This window comes from Leptospira kmetyi serovar Malaysia str. Bejo-Iso9, assembly GCF_000243735.2.
Taxonomy (GTDB): domain Bacteria; phylum Spirochaetota; class Leptospiria; order Leptospirales; family Leptospiraceae; genus Leptospira; species Leptospira kmetyi.
Genome location: NZ_AHMP02000001.1, coordinates 25,001 through 47,660 on the forward strand (window position 1 = coordinate 25,001; position 22,660 = coordinate 47,660).

Genomic DNA, 22,660 nt, shown 5'->3' on the forward strand with positions numbered 1-22,660 from the left:
ACGTCATTCTCTCATCAACTCCTCGAGAGGAATTCATTTCGCGTCCAACGGGCTCGATTTTGCGACGCGCGCGGGTCAAGAAGCCGAGAAGATTCACAAGGCGATGCAGGCGAAGTTCGTCGGCTTATAAGAATTACGCGAGAATTTTCGCGTCGACCGAAACATTCAAAATTTATAATTTAAGAAACCTTAAAATGACGAGAGTCCCGCGGTGGAACTTTCCTCTTTTTTGACGTTTTCGTCGCCCCCTCCGAAATGAAAACCGATCCCGACCATGCCGGAATAATCGTTGTAATGAATTCTCACGTCCCGATTGTAATACCGGTTGATTGACGAACCTTCCGCTTCCGTAAAAAGGAAGAATCGATCGAAGTTGAGTTTAAAACCCAAACGCGCGAATCCACGATACGAGGCGAACTTATCAAAACCGGTGGTTCCCGCGCCGATTGAAATATACGGATCAAAGGTTTTTCCCGGCCTCATGTGAAACGTGGGTCCTATGTCCAAAAAGGTAAGTTCGAATACTTTTCTATCTCGCAAAGGATTGTTATACTGCGGACTTCCGTAGAATGCGGCCGTGGTGACGTCTCTGTTTGGCCCCGCATTCATAGAACCGGCTTGAAAGATTTGAAACGGATATGTATGTTCCAAACGGGGAGGAATATCCAAAGAAAAAACCTTATGCGTTAATCCGAATTCGAATCCGAAATAGCGGGGATTGTATTCCGCCGAGATTCGATAGTTGTTGTCCTTTCCCTTGTTGGCCGGTTTTCCGCTTTCGTTTACCGCTCCGATCCCGCCTCCGATTTTCAAAGACCACGGCGCGTATTGTTTGTTCTCCGCTTGGGAATCCTGCGCCGAAACCGAAAAGAACGGCGCGAGTGAACAAGCGAATCCTATTAAAAGAATTGAATATTCTTTTTTCATGAACGAATCTCCTTTGGATTTGTTGCCTCTAGGACCGCGAAGGTCCAATAACATTTCCCGTTTTTCGAAGAATAGAGATAGCGAATGATAAACAGCAAAGGAAAATCGACTTCGAGCTTGCTCAAAGAAGGAAAATTTTTACGTTATGCGAAATCGAAAAGTTCTACGAAAGAGCTTTGTCTTAAACAAAAAAATATTTTTTTGGACGCGATTTAAAAAATTGTCCGTGTGAGTTCGGTCGACGGATACAAGAAGCTTTTGAGAGCGCACGGATTTCGATTTATATTCTTCATTGCGATTGGAAACGATCCGTTCTTGACTCGGGTCGTACTCTCGCAATTTCAAAACGGGCCGATCGATTGACGTCGCCAAAAAAACAAAGACGGGAATCGTTTCGCGGGAAAAGATGGAAACGAAGTTGAATCAATTATGCGACAAAGGGACACGCTGCGGGAACCTTGATGGAAAATAACATTTGGGAAATTCTTTCCAAATTGATCCCGATGTACGGCGGGTTGGGGCTCGCGATCGTTTCGTTCGCCGCCGCTACGATTCTACCGTTCAGCTCCGAAGCCGCTTTGGGTCTTGCAATCGTTTCGGGTCTTCCTCCTTACGAGGCCGTGATTTGGGCTTCGATCGGAAACTGCGCGGCTTGTTCCTTCAATTACGCGCTCGGTTACGGTTCGCGAACGTTCGTTCACGGCAAGTTGGATTCTTCCCCGATGTTTCAAAAACTCTATCGAAGAATGGAAACCTCGGGTTGGCCGATTCTTTTGTTGTCTTTTCTTCCCGTAATCGGCGATCCGATCACGATTCTTTCCGGATTTTTCAGACAAAGGCTTTGGTTGTTCGTGATCGTAGTGTTCACTCTACGGATCGCTCGTTACATTCTTCTCGCGTTCTTCTTCGTCAAAGCGTAGAAATTTATTTCCATTGACGATGCGCTTGTATGTTCGTAAGTTACAAGCGCATCAATCGTAATCTTATATAAAAATTTTTTTCACATCCGAACGCATTGGCGCTGTCTATAATACCAAAGAAAAAGGCGGCGTTCTTGAAAAAGAATCAAACGAAAAAAGAAACTCTCGCGATCATCGGGACCGGAATTTCCGGAATGGGTTGTGCGCATTTTTTACAAAATGATTTCGATCTTACGATCTTCGAAAAAGGCTCTTATATCGGAGGTCATACGAACACGGTTGACGTTCCGGAGGAAGACAAGTCGATTCCGATCGATACCGGTTTTATCGTATTCAATTACGTGACGTACCCGAATCTCAAAAGATTATTCGAAGAACTTCAGGTTCCCGTTAAAAAATCGTCGATGTCCTTCAGCGTACAACACGTTCCGGATCGTTTGGAATTTTGCGGTTCGGGAATCCGAGGTTTGTTCTCTCAAAAACGCAATCTTTTCAACTTCAAATATCTGAGATTGTTGTATAACATCAACCGCTTCAACACGGAAGCTCCTTCTATTTTAGAAAATTCTAAATATCTAAATTATACTTTGGACGATTATATCAAGGAAGCGGGTTATCACAGGGACCTTTTGGAATATTATCTGATTCCGATGAGTTCGGCTGTTTGGTCCACCTCGGACGATAGGATGTTGAAATTCCCGGCCTTTGCTTTGGTGCGATTTTTTCTCAATCACGGATTTCTCGGTTTAAATACGCAACATCAGTGGTACACGGTGGACGGCGGTTCGATAGAATACGTGAAACGTCTTACCGCGCCGATTCGGGATCGCTTTCATACCAAGAGCGAGGTGAAATCCGTCGAAACTGCCGGAAAAAAAGTCCGAGTCGTTTTAAAAAACGGAAAGTCTTCTCTTTTTGATAAGGTGATTCTCGCCACACACGCGGACACTTCGTTGAAACTTTTGAAAAAACCGAGCCCTTTGCAAAAGGAACTTTTGAAAGAATTCAAATACCAAAAAAATATCGCGACCTTGCACACGGACGATTCGTCCATGCCGAACGTTAAACTCGCTTGGTCCGCCTGGAATTATCGTATGGAGCGGATCGGAAACGAAACGAAGGCGTCCACGATTTACTGGATGAATTGTCTACAGGGAGTTTCCGAAAAAAAGAATTATTACGTTTCGATCAACGACCCCGGGACCGTAGATCGGAAAAAGATCATTCGAGAAATTGAATACGATCATCCCTTGTTCAGCGTCGGTTCTTTGAGGGCGCAATCCAGACTTCAGGAACTCAATCAAGAAGGAAAAATTTTCTTTTGCGGAAGTTATTTTAGAAACGGATTTCACGAGGACGGACTTTGGTCCGCGAAATTGTTAAGCGAAGAGCTTTTGGGAAGGAAGGTTTGGAATTGAATTCCTGCATTTATAAAGCAAACGTAATGCACGATCGGCGTTCTCCGAAAAAGAATCGTTTTCGATACGGGATCTTTACCTTCGCTCTCGACTTGGACGAGTTGAAGGAGCTCGGAGCGCGGTCCCGTTGGTTCGGAACCGATCAAAAGGCGCTTTTTCGATTTTCGGACGAGGATCATCTCGACTTCGGTAAAGTCGGCGTTAAGGAAAACATATTAGAATATTTGAAACAAAACGGAATGAACGAATCCGTAACGAAGGCGATTCTCGTTACGAATCTCAGAATCCTCGGCTATGTATTCAATCCGGTTTCATTCTACTTTTTTTACGGAGAACAAAATTCTCCTTTGTGCGCGGTCGCGGAAGTGGGGAACACGTTCGGAGAACAAAAACCTTTCTTCCTCGGAAAGGAAACCTGGAAGGACGGAGCGTTTCGGATGAGAACTGGGAAATTCTTTTATGTTTCTCCCTTTGTCGGTTTAAAATCCGAGTTTGAATTTATTCTGAAACCCGCGGACGAATCTTTGAACATCCGCATCGACGCCTTGGAAGACGGAGAGACGCTCATGACGACGACTTACACGGGAAAAAGAATCGAATGGAACGATCGGAATTTAATCCGAATGTTTTTCCTTTATCCTTTGGCGACCGTCCAAGTAATCGTATTGATTCACTGGCAGGCCTTTAAGTTATTTCTGAAAGGTCTTCCGTATATTAGAAAAAACGAAAATATAGATTTGCAAAAAGGAGTTCATCTTGGAAAGAACCACTGAGTCCGACATAAAATTTCAGGATTCGGAAGCCGCCCTCGAGGTTTCCGTCGAATCGAATTCGTATAAATTCTACAAAAACCTTTTCTTTAAGGCCCTTTCTCCGATGAAGAAAGGATCGATCCGTTTGGCGCTTCCGAACGGTGAAAAGGCGTATTTAGGAGATCCGGAAAGCGACGCTCCTCCGGAGTTTCACAAAGGGATCATTCATATACACGATCCGATCTTTTTTAAGAAGACGGTTCTCAACGGGGATCTCGGTTTTTCGGAATCGTATATGGACGGAGATTGGGATACGGACGATATACGCGCCGTCATATCCTGGTTTATATACAATATCGAAGATTCTCCGTCGATCAGCGGGAGTAAAAACCGTTTTGCGCATCTCAGTTTGACGAACTTGGGAAGCAGGCTTTTACATTTGTTTCGGAAGAATTCGATCCGAGGAAGCAAAAAGAACATCGTGGAACACTACGATCTCGGAAACGAATTTTACGAAAAATTTCTCGATCCTACGATGACTTATTCCTGCGCGTATTTCAAAAACACGGAAGATACATTAGAAAAGGCACAATTAGAAAAACTGAATATTCTTTGCAAAAAGCTGAGACTGCGGCCGGACGATCATCTTTTGGAAATCGGAACGGGTTGGGCGGGATTGTCGACCTATGCGGCGAAGAATTTCGGATGTAGGGTGACGACTTATACGATTTCGAACGAGCAATTCCGTTACGCCAACGAAAAGATCCGAAAAGAAGGTTTATCGGACAGGATCGAAGTGCGCCTGGCGGATTACCGCAAAGTGGAAGGGACTTACGATAAACTCGTAACCGTCGAGATGCTCGAAGCGGTCGGTCACGAATACTTCGAAGCTTTCTTTTCGATGTGCAACCGTGTGTTAAAAAAGGACGGGCTCATGGTTCATCAGATCATCACGAGTCCCGATGCGAGATACGAATCCTTCCGCAAGGGAGTGGACTTTATCCAGAAACATATCTTTCCCGGTTCGCTTTTGCCTTCGATCGCGAGAATCAATCAAGCGATCAATCGTACGGGGGATTTTCATCTTTATTCTTTGGAAGATATGGGCGTAAAATATGATCATACTCTGATGAGTTGGTTGAAAGGATTCGATTCCAATATCGCGTTGATTCGGGATATGGGTTTTAACGAATCTTTTATTCGGAAATGGAGATATTACTTTTCGTATTGTGCGGCGGCGTTTTCTATGAAGAATATCAGCGTGGTGCAAGCGGTTTATACGAGACCGAACAACTTGACGCTTTAGTCTGAAATCATCCGAGAAGAAACGCACAGTGAAAGAAGAGATTCAATCCGAGGACCGTCATCCGACTTCGAAAGGAAGATCGATTTTCCATTTTCTAAAACATTTTTCTCCGAAGAATGCGATCGACATCGTGAAAAGGGAACTTCGATCGGGAATCACACCGGAAAAGATTTCTTTGAGCGTCGTAGTCGGCGCTGGAATCGGAGTGTTCCCCTTGATCGGAACCACGATGACTCTTTGCGGAATTTTCGGAGTGTTGCTTCGATTGAATCCGGTTTCGATCCAATTGGCCAACTATCTCGTCTATCCTTTGCAGATTCTTTTGATTTTTCCGTTTTTAAAAACGGGTTCTGCGGTAACGGGAGTTTCACTCGATCTGAGTTGGGCCGAACATATATCGGTGGATAACGTTTCGGCGATCGCAAAGGGAATCTTCGACGTGGCGGGCTTTGCGGTTCTCGGTTGGGCCGTTTGGGTTCCGGGAATTTCTGCGGTTTTTTATTTTATACTTCTTCCGTTCGTAAGAAAGGCGGGAAGTTTGCTCGATTCCAAAAGAAAAAAATAAACAAAAGACGAGAATCTTATGAACCCGTTCTTACAAATTTTAACTCTGATGTCCGCGGCTTGGGGATTCGTCTTCGTTTTGATGACGGTTCTATGGTGGATCGGTAAAAAAGCGAAGAATTATTCGATCGTGGACGTGGGTTGGGGACTTTGTATTTCCACCGCGGCGATCGTTTATTACTCGTTAGGCGACGGTTTCCCTTTGAGAGCGGCTCAGATCACCGCGATCGTAGCGTTTTGGGGATGGAGACTTTCGTATTTTATACTCGTGACCCGCGTGTTCAAAGGACACGAGGACGCGCGTTATACGGCGTTTCGAGCGGATTACGGAGACAAAGTGGATCGTAAATTTTTTACGAACATCTTTCAATTTCAGGGCATTCTCGCCGTACTTCTGAGTTTGCCGTTCGTATTTCCGAATCTGAACGACAACCCGAACACGAACGATTTCGAAGTCGCGGGTTTGATTCTTTTTACGTTATCCGTCATTGGCGAATCCTGGGCGGACTTTCAACTCAACGAGTTTAAAAAGAATTCGGATAACCGAGGAAAGGTTTGCGATACGGGTTTGTGGAAGTATTCCAGACATCCGAATTATTTTTTCGAATGGTTGATCTGGGTCGCGTTCGGAATTTTTTCGTTGGGTTCTCCGTACGGTTGGATCGGTTTGTTGTCTCCGATCGTCATGTTTGTTCTTTTGACGAAATTGACCGGAGTTCCGCTGAACGAGGTCGGACAACTGAAGACGAAAGGGGACGCGTATCGCGAATACATCGCCAGGACTAACGCATTCTTCCCTTGGTTTCCAAAAGCTTAATATTCAAAAATAAGAATGGAGGTTTTCCGTGAATTGGATCTATGATCTCATGGAAAAGGACGTATTTCCCGATTGGCTGATTCGTTTTAGAATTCGTGGTCTATTGGCCGATCGATTGAAGCAGGAGAACAAGGGTTCTCTCGAAGCCAATCAAAAACACAAAATCGCTTACGTTGATTCTTTGAAAAAATCTCCGATCGCGATTCATACGAAGGCTGCCAACGAGCAACACTACGAGGTTCCCGCCGAATTCTTCAAACTTGTGATGGGAAAACATATGAAATACAGTTCGGGTTATTGGGAAACTCCGAACGTGTCCTTCGACGAATCCGAACGAAGAATGTTGGAGATCACTTGTCAAAGGGCCAAGATCGAAAACGGGATGAGCGTTTTGGATCTCGGATGCGGTTGGGGTTCTTTGTCCTTGTATCTTGCGGAGAATTATCCGAAGTCGAAAATCACGGGAGTTTCCAACTCGAAAAGCCAGAAGAAATACATAGACGAACAGGCTAAAAAGAGAGGACTGAAAAATCTTACGATCGTCACCGCGGACATGAACGACTTCAAAATTTCCGCGAAGTTCGATCGACTCGTTTCCGTGGAAATGCTCGAACACATGAAGAACTACGAAAAACTTTTCGAACGGTTCGCTTCTTTCTTAAAACCGAAAGGACTTTTTTTCGTTCATATCTTCACGCACAACCGGTTTCCGTATGCGTTCGAAGTGATCGACGACACGGATTGGATGTCCCGTTATTTTTTTACGGGCGGACAGATGCCTTCCCACGATTTGTTTTTATACTTTCAAAAGGATTTTCAAATCCAAGACCAATGGGTCGTCAACGGAAATCACTATGCGCTTACCTCCGAGGCTTGGTTGAACGGAATGTATCAAAATCGCGAAGAGGTAATGCGGATCTTCTCGGAAACATACGGACCCGGACAGGCCTTAAAATGGTTCGTATATTGGAAGGTGTTCTTTATGGCCTGCGCGGAACTCTGGAAATATAAGAACGGGGAAGAATGGATCGTTTCGCATTATCTTTTTTCGAAACGTTAGACGAAATTGCAACCTCGGCGCAAACCAACGCCGAGGTTGTTCACGAAATTTTAAATCGGTCAATTTCATAACCGTATGATTCTAAAATGTTCCGACAAACTATCTCGAAAAAATAAATCTCGACGGATGATAAGAGAATTCGAAGTCCGCCTGAAGCCGCGTCGTTACTCGCAGCTTCAGTAGTTTAGTTTGAGAATTTTGATTTCCTTCTCTTCGAACCGGATCGTATCCTTGAGAGTCTGGAACTTTTCCGCGGAGAAAGGATTCTGATGATTTCGGATCTCCGATTTCAACTTTAGAATTTCCTCATATAGATTGAGAATTTCCAAAGTGTTTTCGTTTGCTTCCTTACGATATAGATCGCGAACCATGGAAATCAATCTCGAAGGAATATCCGCGTGAACGATTTCGATCCAGCTTAGGTCTTCGATTTCGCGGAAGATCCAGTTCTGCAGATAAAGAGCCACGAGTCTTTCCATTCTCATGATCTCTTCTTTGGTACTGCGAGGAGAAATGCTTTTGTAAAAACGATATCTTTTTCGGAGATGTTTACCGGCCGCAACGGAGTCTATCGATTGGCCCTTGAGTTTGTTCCATTCTTGGCTGAGACCGGGAAAGGATTCCTTACCGTAAAACGCTTCCCCGAGTTCGCAGATATGAGTCGCGGAAGGTTCGAATACTCTCAGTCTCGCAAGAAAGGAATCCGTATCCGCCGTCACAAGATGAACGGGCGCGATTTCTTCCAAAGGACTGAGGATCGCATTGATCTCGCGTAGGAACGTACTTTTCAACTGATCGCTCGGATCGGCTAAAAGAAAAAAATTAAAATCGGACGAATCCCGAAAATCTCCCCTTTGTCTCGATCCGTAAAAAAGGATCTCGAACGGTTTTAGGGAAAATACGGTTTGCAGATTTTGTTTGATCGACTCCATCTTCCCTCTCTATTCAAAAAATAATTTCATTCTCGATAGATTCTCGAGAATCGCGTCGTAGGCTCTGTCTCTTTCTTCCGGATTTCGGAAAGGTAGGGATTTGATATGGTTGAGATCGTTGTAGATAATCTCGATTGCGTTGGAAGAGGAGTTCTTCTTGATCGTGGATATATAATCCAGGTTGATGATTTCAGTATCTCCCAGCTTCAACCACATACCAGATCCTTGCCAAGGATAGAATACGGACCTGTACGGAATTGGTCAAGAATACTAAAAAATTCTGAGTCCTTTACGGATATTTTCATGAAATTCTTTTCCAAGGGCGGCCGGGCTTTTGCCGGAATCGATTTTGGCGTCGGTTTCAAAGACGAAAATAAAGGATTCTTTCTGCCATTCCCAACGGATATAACAACGCTCGTTATGAATTCCGGTTAAAACGCTGGCCCTTGAGTCGTTGGGCATGGAAAAATATTGGTATTGCCGATTTTTAAGCGAACTCAGTTCGTTCGCGGTCAGGATATGTTTGAAGTCGATCTGGTTGTCTTCCGTGTAGGACGAGGCCTTGATCCTTTCGAATTGATTCGCGGAAGAATTGATCGTAAAATCGTAGAACAAACCCCTCGCAAATAATTTCCCGGAATCGTGAAGGGTAACACCTTCGGAAGTATCGTAGACCACGTCGTAGTTCAATCGAAGATATCTCGGGGTTTCGATCGAGGACGCGGCTCCCTTACTTTCGGGCGTTTTGCAGCCGATAAGAATCATCGGAACCAAGGCCGACACAAGTAGGATTCCAATTCCGATTTTGGAAAGAATGGAGCGACGCAAAATAACTTTCCTAAAGGGAGAATTTCGCTTAATAACTGATTTCATAGAGTTCGTCCTGATAATTCCGGAAGATATAAGAATGATCGGTTTTTTCCTCGAGATAAGAAGTGGGCAAAGGAACTTTTCCGCCTCCGCCCGTGAGATCGACCACATAAAGCGGAACCGACAAACCGGAAATTCTTCCCCGAATCTGTTTCATGATCTCGACGCCCTTTTCGATTTCGACCCGGAAACTTCCGCTTCCCCAAACCTCGTCGCATTGATGCAGATAATACGGTTTGATTCCGATCGCGGTCAGTCCGTAAAAAAGTTCTTTCAGGGTTTCCGCCGAATCGTTGATTCCTTTGAGAAGAACTCCTTGGTTTAAAACGATCGCGTTTCCTTCACGGATCAAAAGGGAAATTCTTTCCCGGACGAGAGGAGTGATTTCTTTCGGATGATTGAAATGAGTGACCAGATAAATCGGAAAGTGTTTTTTCAAAACGGCGCACAACGAAGAATCGATCCGCATCGGAAGCGTTACCGGATAACGCGAGTGAATTCTTACTTGATTGATATGCGAAATGGATTTGAGTTCGCCTAAAAGATAATCCAACTTATCGTCGGAAAGATTGAGAGGATCTCCTCCCGAAAGAATCACTTCCTTGATCTCTTTGTGTTTTCGAAAATACGCGAGGGCCTGATCCCATTCTTCCTTGCCCGGAGTGTGAAAGGATTTGCTCACCTTTCTTTTGCGCGTGCAGAATCTGCAATACACCGCGCAGACATGCGATAAATACCAAAGCGCTCGATCGGGATAACGATGGGTCACACCTTTGACGGGCATATGAGATTCTTCCGCGAGAGGATCCTGTCTTTCAAAACCGTTTCGAATCAATTCTTCCCGATGAGGAACGATCTGAAGACGGATCGGACAATTCGGATCGTTTCGATCCGCGAGATTTAAGTAATAAGGCGTTGCGGAGAATTCAAAAAATTCGGAACAAGCGTCGAAGGAAAGTTTTTCTTTTTCGATCAGTTCGAGATGTTCGGACAATTTTTCTTGAGTTTTGATTCTGTTTTGAATCTGCCATTTCCAATTCAACCAGTGTTCCGAAGATTCTAAATCGCTGAAACCGGATCGTTTGGAAGTGGAAGGGGTGGAAGAAAATTGGGACAGTGGATCGCTCCGAAGCTTGGCTCTTCTGAAATCCTCCGACCGGCGTCGGCAACGTCAACAAAGAAGTAGAATTCTTTCCTTCTAAAAAAAACCGGAAGTAGGACTTTCGAAACCTCTTCCGGCAATCGTTTTGTATTGCATCTCCATCGGGAGATTCTCACTTTTTTAGGAGATTCAGGACAAGAATGAGAATGATTCCAAGCTGGAGATTCTGTGTTCGTCCGAGGATGAAGATTCTTTTTGCCCAAAGAACCGCCGCCTCGAAACGGGGAGACTTACTCCCTCGTACAGAATTGAAATGTGTCCTTAAACAGCCGTCGGAGGCGGTAGAGCGAGATAACGAAAGGAAAGTGAAACTCTACCCGAAATGATTTCGATTTTTAGTACGGAACGGGAAGGTAAAAATTTACCGGAAAAAGAATCGATTCTTAAAAAATCGACAAGGCCTTTGTCGTCGTCTCCGAAAGAAATCCCTTTTGTAAAAGGATTGGAAACTTGACTGATAGTTCTGGACTGAGCTTTGACCCGAACGACGGGTTTATAGGAATCGAGTTTGCTTTCCGCAAAACCGTCCGCGAGAAAACATCCCGCTACGAGTAACGCTACGATCCCTAGTATAGCACGGCCCATACGGATTATTAGATCCCGAGAACGGCGAAAATCAATCGTTTTCCGCGAAAAAATTCTCGGGACCTTGCGGTTTTTTCCTTATTTTTTAACCTCGACTTCCACGGTCGGAAGAGATCCTCTCAAGTAACCGCTTTTGAGAATCGTCTTTTGTCCGTCCTCGCTCGTAACATACGTTATGAAATCGTCGATTTTTTGTCCGTGATCGGAAAGATAAAACAGATACAATCCCCTTGAAAGTTCGTATTTACGATTGTAAACGTTTTCGATGCTCGGAATCACAAAGGGTTCTTTGCCCGAAAGAGAATATTCGAGCGCGCGAACTCTTCCTTTGTTTTCAAAAAGGGCGCTTCCCATTCCCATAAAACCGATCGTATTCGGATTTTTGTCGATCGCTGCGGCCATCGAGTCGTTATCCGCTACGACCTTTGCTGTTTTGGAATATTCTAAATTCTTTCTTGCTTCGTAATTCTTTGCGCCTAAGTCCTTTTGTTTGAGGACGTGCGTTTCGAAATAAGCCGCGGTTCCGGACTTATCGTTTCGGATCACCACCTCGATCTTTCCGGCCTTTCCTCCGACCTTGGACCAATCGGTGATTTCACCCGCGAAAATTTTCGAAGCGGTTTCCAAACTGATTTTACGAACCGGGTTGGATGGATGTACGATGATTGCGATTCCGTCGTAGGCGATCGCCAGAGATTCGAACTTTCCTTTGGAATCGAATTCCTTCAATTCCATTTCGGTCAAAGGTCGGCTGGCCGCGGCGATGTCGGTTTTACCTTGAAATAATTTTTCGATTCCTTCGATGGAGCCTCCGCCGTTGACCACGACTTTAATTCCGGAATGTTTTCTCGAATATTCGAGACCGATCATTTGAAGCATCACGTGCATCGTCTCCGAACCGGTGACCGTGATCGTTTCTTTGGGCTTACAATTTGCCGTAAGAGTAACCGCGGCGATCATCGCGGTAAGAATCATAAACTTAAATTTCATACGTTTGCTTTACGTTCCTATGGAGTTGCCCGGGATGGTCCGCTCCGCATGAAAAAAGTCTATTACAATTCGATCTTGAATTATTACAAATTCATACATATCAAGCGACCTGGATGCCGATCCGTAGAGGCGGCCGCTGAGTTCAGGGAGCGAGATTGAGGGCGTGTTTTATAATAAAAAAACCGAGTAGAGCGACCGCCGGTTTTACGGCTTTTGGATAGAACACTTTCTAAGGATCGCCCATTCGAGAAACTCAACAGAATGGACTCTCTATGGATCGCCATTCTGGGTTCTTTTTCTTGACAGGGGGCTCGTTCGTCGGGAAATAGAAGGAGGCAAACTATTCTTAGGAAAATCCATGACTCTTGGTATCACAGAAGTAAAAAAAGGTATGGTTCTCAAAGTGGAAGGAGATCTTTACTCGGTCGTTAAAACTGAATTCGTAAACCCCGGAAAGGGCTCCGCATTTATCAGAACGAAACTCAAGAACCTCACCAGAAACAGCTCCATCGAACGCACCTTCAAAGCGGCGGAAAAATTAGAGAGCGTCGAGTTAGAAAAAAGAAATATGACCATCTGCTACACCGAAGGCGACGATATCATCTTCATGGATTCCAACGACTTCGAACAAATGCCGGTGTCTAAAGAATATGTGGAAGACATTCTTCCTTTCTTAAAGGAAGAAACTCCTATGGAAGTTACGTTCTACGAGGGCAAACCGATAGGAGTGATTCCTCCGAACTTCTCGGTATTGCAAGTGACTTACGCCGAGGAAGGTCTAAAAGGCGACACTTCCGGAACGGCGCAAAAAAGAGTCACCGTGGAAACCGGCGGAGAAATCAACGTTCCTATATTCGTAAAGCAGGGAGACGTAATCAAAATAGACCTGCGAGATCTCACTTACGTAGAAAGGGTCAACAAATAACAATCTGCGGAGTTTATCTATGGCAACGATAGTAAGACAAAAAGGTCTGGCGCCGATCCAGGAAACCAACGAAGTAAAATCCTTTCTCAAAGAAAGAGGAATCGACTACGACCACTGGGTGGTTCCGTCTAACGCGACGAATCTGACCGACAAAGAAGTGTTGGTCGACGCGGAAAAGGAAGAACTCTTAAAAAAATTGGACGATCGTTTTGAAACTCTCAAAACCAAAGAGGGTTATCAATCGAGGGATTTGATCGTATTACATCCGAACGTTTCCGGTTTGAACGATATGCTCGCCAAGTTCGACAAAGTGCATTATCACACCGACGAGGAAGTGAGATACATCGTGGACGGTTCGGGCGTTTTCGGTTTCGCGTTGAAAGGGGAGAAGTTTTTGGTTCACGTCGTAAAGGACGATTTTATCTCCGTTCCGAGAAACACAAATCACTGGTTTTATCTGGACGATAAAAAAAGAATCAAAGCGGTTCGTTACTTTCAGGATATGAGCGGCTGGGTTCCGAACTACGTGGAAGAAACCAACTCTCTGGACTGATATGTCCGTTAAAAAACAATTGGAAAGGCTCTCGGAACTGGGAGCCACCTATCACAAAAACGGATGGATGCCCGGAACCGCCGGGAATCTTTCCGTTCGAATTCCGGAAGAATCCGGGTTCTGGGTCAGCGGAAGCGGCCTGGACAAAAACCTATTAAACAAACGTAATTTTCTCTATGTGGACTTGGAATCGGGCAAACCCGACGATTCCAAAAATTCAAGATCTGCAAAAGGTTTAAAGCCGAGCGCCGAAACCTCGATCCACCGCGCAGTCTATCGCGCGTTAGACGGGATCGGATGCGGACTTCACGTTCATACCTTGGAATCCAATCTGATCCGCGCGAACACTTCCAAAAACGAGCCGGTTGCGCTTTTGGAACTTCCTTCCGTCGAAATCCTGAAAGCCTACGGAATCTGGGAGGAAAATCCGAAAGTTTACGTTCCTGTAATATACAATTTTCAGAATGTACAAGACATATCCGATTGTCTGGAAAAATATCTGAAGGAATACAAACCCTCCGTACCTTTTTGTATCATAGAAAAACACGGGATCACCGTATGGGGAAAGGATACGGTTCAGGCGAATCGGAATCTAGAAGCGACGGATTTTATACTCAAATACATGATTTCGTGGAAAAGTCTTTCCTATCCTGGAGAAACCAAAAATCTACCCACGAACCAAACGGAAATCGATCGTCAGGAAGTTTTTTCCACCGAGTTTCCCGTTTATCCCGCCACTTTTTCCTAAGGGAAGAATTCTTTGACTTCCGAAAAAGAAAATCAACGGATTCTTGTCGCCGGGGCCGGTTCGGGGATCGGAAAATCCGTATTAGAAAATTTGAATGTTCTCGGGAAGTCCGCGATCGGCATATCCAGAACGGGAATTCCCTGGGAAACCGGTTCACATTTCGAATCGGGAAAGAATTTTCAGTGCAATCTGTCCAGACAATCCGAGGTGTTCGAGTTCGTAAAAACGCTGAAGTCTCAGACGTCTTCTTTGGCGGGCGTGTATTTTACGTTCGGAAGCGGACTTTTTAAACCGGTCGAACAAATCGCATTAGAAGAATGGAATGCACATTTCGTCCTCAATCTGAATTCCCTTTTTCTGCTAACGAAGGAGATTCTTCCTCTTTTGAAGGCGGGTTCTTTTTTGTGTTATCTTTCTTCCACCGCGGGTTATCAGGGATTTCCGGATTCTACCGCGTATTGTGCGAGCCGTCACGCGATCGCCGGTTTTGCAAAGGCGCTTCGCGAGGAATTAAAACCGAAGGGAATCCGAGTCATTACCGTTTATCCGGGCGCGGTTTATACGGACATTTGGAAGGGAAGGGAAGGTTTCGAACAGGACGATATGATTCCCGTCGACGATTTCGGGAAATGGCTGGCCACACTTTCCACTCTTCCCGACGCTGTTTATCCGGACGAAATCCGTCTTTTACCGCGAAAGGGAATATTATAATATTCAATTTTTCTGATGTTTTAAGGGAAGTTTCACCGTAAACACGGTTTTGCCCGGTTTGGAATCGTAGCTGATGGTTCCGTTGTGTTTTTGGACGATCTTAAGACAGATATCGAGACCGAGGCCGCTTCCTTCTCCGGGAGGTTTGGTCGTAAAAAACGGATCGAATATTTTTTCCCGAAGCGAATCCGGAATTCCCGGACCTGAATCCTCCACCTTCACCACCGCATAACCGTTTTCGCGATTGCCGCTGATGTTCAACTTTCCGGAATAGTTCATGGCCTGCACCGCGTTCATAATCAGGTTCGTCCAAAGATGAAGAAGGTCGTCTCTGTAAATGGGAATCTCGGGAAGATCCTCGAACTCGACCGAAAGATCGACGCCGTGACGGAAAAGATTCTGATACAGCGCGAGAACGATCTCCACGTTCTCTTTTAAATTAGAATCTTCTAATACGCTATGACTTTCGAAATGCGCGAGACTTTTGAGAGCGTAGAGGATTTTGGAGGATCGTTCCACGGCCGTTTGGATCGTTTGAGAATTTCTCTCCGGACCTAAAAGATCGGTAATCAATTCCAGGATCGGAATCGCCTGTTTGTGTTGGATCAGATCGATGTATTCTTCCTCTCTGCCGTAGAGTCCGGATTCCAAGGCGACTTCGCAGAGTTCGTTCGAAGGAGAATCGATCCCGAGCCGTTCCAGATTGGCGCGGATTTCCTTGATTCTTTTTCTTCTTTCCAAACCCAAAACCAAATCGGAATGACTTCCCGCGACTTCGATGAGATCCGAAATCTGATTCCGGATTTTCTGCGGAAGTTTTTTCAAAAGGCGGAAGTAGTCTTTGGATTTTCCTCGGAACGATCTCGTATAATGTTGGATGTTTTGATTCGAGGCTTGAATGGCGCCTAACGGATTGTTGATCTCGTGCGCGATTCCGGAAACGAGTTGTCCGAGGTCCGCGAGCTTCGCGGTTTGAACGAGTTGGGCCTGGGTTTTGGTGAGAGTGTCGATGATCTCCTCCAATTCCTTTTTTTGATCCTCGATGAGCTGATTTTTTTTCGTGATCTCTTCGTTTGCGGATTTCAGATTCGCGATTTCGTTTTCTGCGTTATAAACGTCGGTAAGATCCGCGCCCGCGGTGATGATGTAGTTTGTTCGTCCGTTTTTGTCCTTGATCTCGCGGTTTTCCCACTGAATCACTTTACGTTCTTTGAATTTACCGATCCATTGTTCCTGGGTTTTCGGAAGAAATTTTCCGCGGATCATTCTAAGATAAACTTTTTTGATGGAATCCTTCTTCTGCGGTTCCACGAAGATGTCCCAAAACGCGTGGCCTTTTACCTCGTCCGAGCGGTATCCGAACGCGTTCTCGCAGGCTTTGTTAAAACGGAGAATTCTTCCCTCGCGGTCCAAGGCGACAAAAAGAACGCGCGTGGAATCCAAAATCATATTCAAAAAATTCTTTTCTTCTATGGCGCGTTCTTCGCCTAATTTGCGTTCGGTGATATTCCTTAAAGTGAGAATCCAAAAATCACTTTGTTCCGAAATCGTCGCGAAGTTTCTGAGAATCACCTCGTAGTATCTGAGTTCTCCGTTTACAAAAAGTCTCAGATCCGGTACGGAATCGATTTCTTTGCGTTTGAATTTTTCGATCAGATAATCCAGGTCTGGATAAATTTCCTTGAGCGTGATTCCTACCGTGTCGAGTTGTCCGAGAAAAAGCCGGATTGCGGCCTCGTTGTAATCGAGGATTATATTGCTTTTATCTAATATTAGAATTCCGTCTTGAATGAGATTGAATACCTTGTCCCGAGCGACCGGGATGAGATCCATCATCTTAAAATAAAAAAGGCCGTACGCCCAAACCAAAGAAGTGACACATCCCGTGATCGGAAAAACGTCGAGGTGAGGATTGATAAACGGAAAAAGACCGGCCACCGTCATCAATCCTCCCAAATAAGGGAAGAGAATTCCCAAAAGCAAAAGAAACATCTGCGCCTTTCGAAATCCTGTTAAGGTCAAAAACTTCCAGATCAAAATTCCGACGATGATCGTTTGCGAAGAAAGATAGTAAAATGCGAACAACTTCATCCAAGGACCGTAATCGTAGGAGAGGGCCTTCCAGGGAGTATTTGCAAGAAATTGAATGTTCCGGCGAATCAGACTCGGGTCGTAACCGGACCAAACGACCAGTTCGTTCGCGATCGGAAACAAAACGAGCAAAACGGCGAGCGGAAATCTATAAACGGCAGTAAGCGAAGTGATCCTCGGAATAAAAAAGGAAATTCCGATCACGATGATATCGTTTCCGATAAACTGAAAGTCGTCCCAGAACACGATCCACCTTTCGTTTGTGGAAAGAATTTCGAAAAAACTTCCGAAGGAATAAACGATGAATCCGCAGATTACGAAGAGAAATTCTCCGCTTCCCTGAACCCTCAGGTTTTTATACGTTACGTAGAAGTTGATTACGAAAATCGAAAATGAAAATCCGGAGTAAAAAGCGAAAGGGGACCAGACAAGGTCCATGTTTTCGTGCAGAGGCGGCAGATTCATTGGCTTTATTACTTAGGAAATTAATACGAAGAAGAATTCTTTCGAACCGTTTGTAGCGTAAGACAAACGGATCGAAGTGAAAAGTAGAAAAACGAATTCGTTTTAAAAATCGGAGTTTTTTATTTTGGTTTTGGATTCCTCGGCCCATTGCAAAAAACTTTTCGCGGTTGCGATTCCGAAGTCTAGAGTAACAAGACTCAACATCTTGCTCGTTTTCGGGTTGTCCGAATCTTCCACGAGTTTGCGGATGTTCTCGTAAATTTCAGTTAGGCGTCTCGCTTCGTCTTTTGTGTCCTGAAGATGTCCGATTAACACCTCTTTATCCACGTTGTTTCCGAAAAAGAGTTTGAGAAGAAGTTCGTTTCGATAGGGGGACTTTTCGACCGGTTTTTCCAACCACTCCTTGAGTTCCTTTTTACCCTTGGGCGTGATTTTATAGATCGTGGATTCCGGACCGGAGCCTTTTTTTTCTTTGGAAGATTTCAGACAACCTTCCTTTTCGAGTTGTTTCAGGATCGGATAAATTTGTCCGAAACTTTCCTGCCAGAAGAAACCGATGGATTGTTCGATCGTCTTTTTGATTTCATAGGCGTTTTTGGGACCTTGCCCCAAAATGCCCAAGAGCGCATAACGCGTTTTATTGATACGAGCCATTTAAGCGGTTCTAAACCTTGATTTCTTTATATTTGGGTTGTTTGGGTAACAATTGCTGTGGAAATATTTGCGGCGATGTCATGAATCTAGAATGGAAAAAATTCTGTCCTTCAAACTATAGCATGAGAGGTATATCTTTTAGATACTATCTGTCAGATAGAGATCAAGCACTATTTATCGTTCTTTTGCGAAGCCAAAAACAGTTCGTTTGGAAGAGCAACGGAAGAATCCTCAATGTGAGCGATCCCTCGGATTCGATTTATCTTTTTTTACCCGCTTCTCGAAAGATCTGGATCATCTTGAGCCCGTCGGTCAGATGTGCGATCGCGCTGATTCCGCCCATCATCGCGCCGCTCATGCCGGGTGACGCGGCGTCGGCTCCGGTCAGAAATAAATTCTTAATTGGAGTTACGGGAGAGAACCAAGGAGCGGTCTCTTCCCGAAACCGATCGGGGACGCAAGGGAGACCGTAGATCGTTCCTTTTTTATGAAGCGTAAAATGTTCCGTGGTGAGAGGAGTGGAAACTTCCGTATATTCGACCATGTCCTTGAATCCGGGAAAACGTTCTTCGATATAATCCAGAAGCCTGTCTTTGATGGACTCTTTCAGTTTTTGATATTCTTCGTCCTTTTCCTTCCAAGGTTGGTCCTTCCATTTTGCAAAGGGAGAATAATCGCTGAACGCAATCACTTCGGCCGTATGCGCGTGGGCGTGCGGATCCTTCAGAGACGGAAAGGAAAGATACGCGCCGGGAATCCGATCGCTTTCGATCCAGTTGATTCCTTCCTTAAAATTCCGGTCGTGATCGAGAGAACTGTAGATCCAATAATTCTCCCCTTGAAATCCGAGTTTCTTCGGATCGTCTTTGAATCCGATGTATAAAGAAACGTTTGTGGTCAGAGGATAATTGTCCGCAAAGGTTCTGAGTTTTTCGGTGAACGGAATTCGATGCTGCGAAGGAATCAACTTCGTATATGTGTTGTATGCGCCCGCGTTGGAAACGACAGCGTCCGCCGTATATTCTTCGATGACTTCTTCTTTGGTTTCCTCGGACTTTCTTCGATTTTTAACGCGAACGCCGACGGCCGTTCCGTCCTGTATTAGAATTTCTTGAACTTCTCTCGAAAGAAGAATTCTTCCATCCTTTTCCTCTATGATTTTTTGAATCGATTGTGCGATTACGCCCGAACCGCCCACGGGATAATATCCTCCCTTTAAATAATGGGCGACGATCAAAGCGTGGATCGCGAACGCGCTCAAAGAAGGCGGAAGTCCGTAGTCTCCCCATTGAGAAGCCAGAATGGCTTTGAGTTTCTGCGATTTGAAATTCTTATCCAGATAATCCTTCGTTGTGACGAGGGCGGACTTGGAACCGAGAAGATCGATCGCGTGGCCGAACTTGTCCAAAAACGGAGGAAGCGCCTTGAGCATCATGTGTCTTCCGTGCCAGCTCGCGACTTTTTGAATGTCTTCGAAATAATTTCCGATGGCTTCGGATTCTTCCGGAAACAAAGATATTAGATCTTTCTGATATTGTTCCGGATCGCTGTTTTCTCCAAACGTGAATCCCGGATAAACGAACTTCTCGAAAATCTGAGGCATCTTGTTCCACTGAACCTCGTTGCGCGTTACAAGATCGAAAATTTTTCGGAGCATGGAATTCTCGTCCATATCTCCTACGTAATGGATTCCGACGTCCCAAAGAAACTTTCCTTCTCTTTTGAATACGTGCGTGAAACCTCCGGCCTTAAAGTGTTGCTCGAGTATTAAGACGCGTTTATCGCGGTATTGCGCCATCAAAGACGCGACGGTTAAGGCTCCGATTCCGGAACCGATGACGATCAGGTCGTAGTGAGTCTGTTTGATATCCATGTTGCGTTCCCGGCTCCGAAAAGTTTCGGGTCAGATTGTTCGGAACGCGAAGGTTTGGGAAAGAATTTTTTTACGAAGCGGAAGAGGTTATCGGAGGAGGAAAGAAACGGGAAGATTCTAAGATGATTCTACGTTTACAAAGAAAAAGTCAGGGTTTAAACCCCGACTTCCTCTTCGGCCGTTTCCGATTCTTCCTCGTTCATAAGTTCCTTGAGTTCGTTGTATGCTTTTTCCTTTTCTTGAACTCCGGTCTTCTTGATCGCCTTGCGAAGAACGTTTTCCCATTGTTTTGCCGGTAGATTCGCTTGGATGTCTTCTAAAAGTTCCAAAACGGCGATATCGTCTCCGGTGTTGAAAATTTCAGTCGCGTCATAACGAAAGAGCGCCGACAACTCGTCGATGTATTCTCCAACGCTAGTTCCTTTTCCGGAGGCGAGCCTCTTTTCTTGAAGCTGTGTCTTTTTTTCTGCCTTGCGGAGGTCTCTTTCTCTTCTTTCCAGTTCGGTGCGTTTCATAGAAAAACCCTCAAGTATAGCTGATAAGCCAGTTTTTTACGGGGGCTTTTCATGTATAGGAGATTCCCGGGATGCCCCCGAGACCGGTTGTAAAAACGCTTGTTATAAAATCCATTCTCTCTGTACTATAGACGGATAGAACGAACGTTATGGTTTATGGGAAACATAGAAAGAAGAGAAAATAGGAGAAATTAAATGGCACCGAGTGCAGTCGCTGAATCAAAACGCCAAACAAACGGGAATTATACGGGAAGCGGTTTCCAAGTCGCCCAAAATCCGGCAACTCTGGAAGAAATCGGAAAAGTTCCGAACACGGATCTGGCAAAAATGCCCGAGATTTTCAAAAAAGCGAGAGAGGCTCAGAAAGAATGGTCTCAACGAAAATTTTCGGTCCGCAAAAAACATCTTCTCAAGATGAGAGATTATATCGTGGATCACGCGGAAGAACTCGCGGAGATCGTAAGCAAAGACAACGGTAAATCGAGAATGGACGCGCTTGCAACCGAGGTTCTTCCTGCCGCGTTAGCCGCGGATTGGTATGCGAAGAATGCAAGACATCATCTTCAACCGAAAAAACTTCCGATGTCCACATTCTTATTTTTTAATAAGAAGAACGAACTACATCGTGTTCCTCTCGGAGTGGTGGGAATCATCAGTCCTTGGAATTATCCTTTGTCGATTCCTTTCGGTGAAATCGCGATGGGTCTTATGGCGGGGAATGCGATTCTTTTGAAGGTCGCACAGGCTACGATTCTCGTGGGTCAAGCGATCGAAAAGATCGTCGCCGCGGGAGAATTGCCCGAAGGACTTTTTTATCATATCGTCGGTTCGGGAGGAGCGGTTTCCAAATCCTTCTTCGAGAATAAGATCGATAAGATTTTCTTTACCGGTTCCGTCGCTACCGGAAAAACATTGATGGCCGCTGCCGCTTCCACGTTAACTCCCTTGTCCTTGGAACTCGGTGGAAAGGATCCTATGATCGTCTTGGACGACGCGGATCTGGAACGCGCGGCCAACGGCGCGGCTTGGGCGGGTTATCAAAACGCGGGTCAATCCTGCGGCGGAGTGGAACGCGTATATGTGCAGGAAAAAGTATATGATAAATTCGTAAACTTGCTCGCCGCAAAAACCAAAGCGATCCGTCACGGCGCGGATCAAAACTTCGAAGTGGATATGGGTTCCATGACGACGGAAGAACAACTCAACACGGTGAAACGTCAAGTAGACGGCGCGGTAAAACAAGGCGCAAAGATCATCGCTCAATCTCAACCCACGGGAAATACGAAAGGATTCTTTTATCCGGCGACTTTGATGGTCGACGTGAATCATCAGATGGAGCTGATGCAAGAGGAGAATTTCGGTCCGGTAATTCCCGTGATGAAGTTTAAAACGATCGAGGAAGCGATCGCGCTCGCGAACGATTCTTCCATGGCCTTGACTTCCTCCGTGTGGACGAAAAATCTAAACCTCGGCAAAAAGATCGCGCGTAAGTTGGAATCGGGCGCGACCACGATCAACGATCATCTTTATACGCACGGTCAATCCGAAACTCCTTGGGGCGGTTGGAAAGAATCCGGTCTTGGTAGAACCCATTCCGGTTTGGGTTTCGACGAGATGACTCAACCGAAACTCGTGAACTGGGATATCATTCCTTCCAAGAGAAACATTTGGTGGTATCCGTTTAACAAAACTTCGTACGAAGCGATTCTCGCGGCGATGCGGTTCAACTTTACGAAGAATCCGATTTCATTGATCGTAAACGGAACAAAACTTACGGTCTTTATGATCGGTAAGATGTTCACTTCGTGGAAGGTTTGAGCTT

Annotated in this window: 24 protein-coding genes (1 of these 24 only partly in view); 13 read left to right on the top strand and 11 right to left on the bottom strand. The window is 45.2% G+C overall.

Annotation, left to right across the window (positions count from 1 at the left end):
- Positions 1–130, top strand: the final stretch of a protein-coding gene (pyrF, locus tag LEP1GSC052_RS00135; RefSeq protein WP_010572527.1) for an orotidine-5'-phosphate decarboxylase. The gene continues 686 nt to the left of window position 1, outside the view; 130 of the gene's 816 nt are visible here — the last part of the coding sequence; the start codon falls outside the window, past its left edge; it ends in the stop codon at positions 128–130.
- Between the two features lie 59 nt (positions 131–189).
- Here the strand turns inward: pyrF and LEP1GSC052_RS00140 are convergent, their stop codons facing one another.
- Positions 190–927 (bottom strand): hypothetical protein, encoded by a 738-nt coding sequence (locus LEP1GSC052_RS00140; protein WP_020985453.1) that lies wholly within the window; start codon positions 925–927, stop codon positions 190–192.
- A gap of 461 nt (positions 928–1,388) precedes the next feature.
- Here LEP1GSC052_RS00140 and LEP1GSC052_RS00145 point away from each other — a divergent pair, with 461 nt between their 5' ends.
- The 7 genes from LEP1GSC052_RS00145 to LEP1GSC052_RS00175 all read left to right on the top strand — a co-directional run bounded on the left by LEP1GSC052_RS00145 (position 1,389) and on the right by LEP1GSC052_RS00175 (position 7,764).
- Positions 1,389–1,847 (top strand): YqaA family protein, encoded by a 459-nt coding sequence (locus tag LEP1GSC052_RS00145; RefSeq protein WP_010572525.1) that lies wholly within the window; start codon positions 1,389–1,391, stop codon positions 1,845–1,847.
- 134 nt (positions 1,848–1,981) lie between these two features.
- Positions 1,982–3,265: an NAD(P)/FAD-dependent oxidoreductase gene (locus LEP1GSC052_RS00150; protein WP_010572524.1), complete on the top strand. Its 1,284-nt coding sequence runs from the start codon at positions 1,982–1,984 to the stop codon at positions 3,263–3,265.
- Positions 3,262–4,038, top strand: coding sequence for a DUF1365 domain-containing protein (locus LEP1GSC052_RS00155; RefSeq protein WP_020985424.1), 777 nt, complete (start codon positions 3,262–3,264; stop codon positions 4,036–4,038). Before LEP1GSC052_RS00150 ends, LEP1GSC052_RS00155 begins: the two co-directional genes overlap by 4 nt.
- Positions 4,022–5,323, top strand: a complete 1,302-nt coding sequence (locus LEP1GSC052_RS00160) for an SAM-dependent methyltransferase (protein WP_010572522.1) — start codon at positions 4,022–4,024, stop codon at positions 5,321–5,323. The genes LEP1GSC052_RS00155 and LEP1GSC052_RS00160 overlap by 17 nt, the downstream gene beginning before the upstream one ends.
- Before the next feature lie 82 nt (positions 5,324–5,405).
- Positions 5,406–5,888 (top strand): DUF2062 domain-containing protein, encoded by a 483-nt coding sequence (locus LEP1GSC052_RS00165; RefSeq protein WP_040912658.1) that lies wholly within the window; start codon positions 5,406–5,408, stop codon positions 5,886–5,888.
- An 18-nt stretch (positions 5,889–5,906) separates the two neighbouring features.
- Complete coding sequence (locus LEP1GSC052_RS00170; protein ID WP_010572520.1) at positions 5,907–6,704, top strand: DUF1295 domain-containing protein; 798 nt, start codon at positions 5,907–5,909, stop codon at positions 6,702–6,704.
- A 28-nt stretch (positions 6,705–6,732) separates the two neighbouring features.
- On the top strand, positions 6,733–7,764 hold the full coding sequence (locus tag LEP1GSC052_RS00175) for an SAM-dependent methyltransferase (protein WP_010572519.1): 1,032 nt from the start codon (positions 6,733–6,735) through the stop codon (positions 7,762–7,764).
- 176 nt (positions 7,765–7,940) lie between these two features.
- On the opposite strand, the gene LEP1GSC052_RS00180 is transcribed toward LEP1GSC052_RS00175, so the two are convergent.
- From LEP1GSC052_RS00180 to LEP1GSC052_RS00205, 6 genes are all read right to left on the bottom strand, one after another.
- Positions 7,941–8,696: a hypothetical protein gene (locus LEP1GSC052_RS00180; RefSeq protein WP_020985391.1), complete on the bottom strand. Its 756-nt coding sequence runs from the start codon at positions 8,694–8,696 to the stop codon at positions 7,941–7,943.
- A gap of 9 nt (positions 8,697–8,705) precedes the next feature.
- Positions 8,706–8,912, bottom strand: a complete 207-nt coding sequence (locus tag LEP1GSC052_RS00185) for a hypothetical protein (RefSeq protein WP_010572518.1) — start codon at positions 8,910–8,912, stop codon at positions 8,706–8,708.
- Positions 8,913–8,966: 54 nt separating this feature from the next.
- Positions 8,967–9,461: a hypothetical protein gene (locus tag LEP1GSC052_RS00190; RefSeq protein ID WP_240631144.1), complete on the bottom strand. Its 495-nt coding sequence runs from the start codon at positions 9,459–9,461 to the stop codon at positions 8,967–8,969.
- A gap of 91 nt (positions 9,462–9,552) precedes the next feature.
- Positions 9,553–10,683: a KamA family radical SAM protein gene (locus LEP1GSC052_RS00195; protein WP_040912617.1), complete on the bottom strand. Its 1,131-nt coding sequence runs from the start codon at positions 10,681–10,683 to the stop codon at positions 9,553–9,555.
- 306 nt (positions 10,684–10,989) lie between these two features.
- Complete coding sequence (locus tag LEP1GSC052_RS00200; protein ID WP_010572515.1) at positions 10,990–11,313, bottom strand: hypothetical protein; 324 nt, start codon at positions 11,311–11,313, stop codon at positions 10,990–10,992.
- Positions 11,314–11,391: 78 nt separating this feature from the next.
- Positions 11,392–12,303, bottom strand: coding sequence for a phosphate ABC transporter substrate-binding protein (locus LEP1GSC052_RS00205; RefSeq protein ID WP_010572514.1), 912 nt, complete (start codon positions 12,301–12,303; stop codon positions 11,392–11,394).
- Between the two features lie 358 nt (positions 12,304–12,661).
- On the opposite strand from LEP1GSC052_RS00205, the gene efp reads away from it, so the two are divergent.
- From efp to LEP1GSC052_RS00225, 4 genes are read left to right on the top strand one after another with little or no spacing between them, the layout of a single operon-like run.
- Positions 12,662–13,228, top strand: coding sequence for an elongation factor P (efp, locus tag LEP1GSC052_RS00210; protein ID WP_010572513.1), 567 nt, complete (start codon positions 12,662–12,664; stop codon positions 13,226–13,228).
- A gap of 19 nt (positions 13,229–13,247) precedes the next feature.
- A complete protein-coding gene (locus LEP1GSC052_RS00215; RefSeq protein ID WP_010572512.1) occupies positions 13,248–13,781 on the top strand; it encodes a 1,2-dihydroxy-3-keto-5-methylthiopentene dioxygenase in 534 nt (177 codons plus the stop codon).
- A 1-nt stretch (position 13,782) separates the two neighbouring features.
- On the top strand, positions 13,783–14,529 hold the full coding sequence (mtnB, locus tag LEP1GSC052_RS00220) for a methylthioribulose 1-phosphate dehydratase (protein ID WP_010572511.1): 747 nt from the start codon (positions 13,783–13,785) through the stop codon (positions 14,527–14,529).
- A 12-nt stretch (positions 14,530–14,541) separates the two neighbouring features.
- The gene (locus LEP1GSC052_RS00225; protein ID WP_010572510.1) at positions 14,542–15,240 is read left to right on the top strand and encodes an SDR family oxidoreductase; all 699 of its coding nucleotides are present in this window, start codon (positions 14,542–14,544) and stop codon (positions 15,238–15,240) included.
- A 3-nt stretch (positions 15,241–15,243) separates the two neighbouring features.
- Here the strand turns inward: LEP1GSC052_RS00225 and LEP1GSC052_RS00230 are convergent, their stop codons facing one another.
- The 4 genes from LEP1GSC052_RS00230 to LEP1GSC052_RS00245 all read right to left on the bottom strand — a co-directional run bounded on the left by LEP1GSC052_RS00230 (position 15,244) and on the right by LEP1GSC052_RS00245 (position 20,838).
- On the bottom strand, positions 15,244–17,796 hold the full coding sequence (locus tag LEP1GSC052_RS00230) for a histidine kinase N-terminal 7TM domain-containing protein (protein WP_123180545.1): 2,553 nt from the start codon (positions 17,794–17,796) through the stop codon (positions 15,244–15,246).
- Positions 17,797–17,898: 102 nt separating this feature from the next.
- Positions 17,899–18,450, bottom strand: coding sequence for a PadR family transcriptional regulator (locus LEP1GSC052_RS00235; RefSeq protein ID WP_020985363.1), 552 nt, complete (start codon positions 18,448–18,450; stop codon positions 17,899–17,901).
- A gap of 259 nt (positions 18,451–18,709) precedes the next feature.
- Entirely contained in the window at positions 18,710–20,323 is a 1,614-nt protein-coding gene (locus LEP1GSC052_RS00240) for a phytoene desaturase family protein (protein ID WP_010572507.1), read from the bottom strand.
- A gap of 155 nt (positions 20,324–20,478) precedes the next feature.
- Complete coding sequence (locus LEP1GSC052_RS00245) at positions 20,479–20,838, bottom strand: LB_289 family protein (RefSeq protein ID WP_010572506.1); 360 nt, start codon at positions 20,836–20,838, stop codon at positions 20,479–20,481.
- Between the two features lie 195 nt (positions 20,839–21,033).
- On the opposite strand from LEP1GSC052_RS00245, the gene LEP1GSC052_RS00250 reads away from it, so the two are divergent.
- Entirely contained in the window at positions 21,034–22,656 is a 1,623-nt protein-coding gene (locus LEP1GSC052_RS00250) for an aldehyde dehydrogenase family protein (protein WP_010572505.1), read from the top strand.
- The last annotated feature ends 4 nt before the right edge of the window (positions 22,657–22,660 follow it).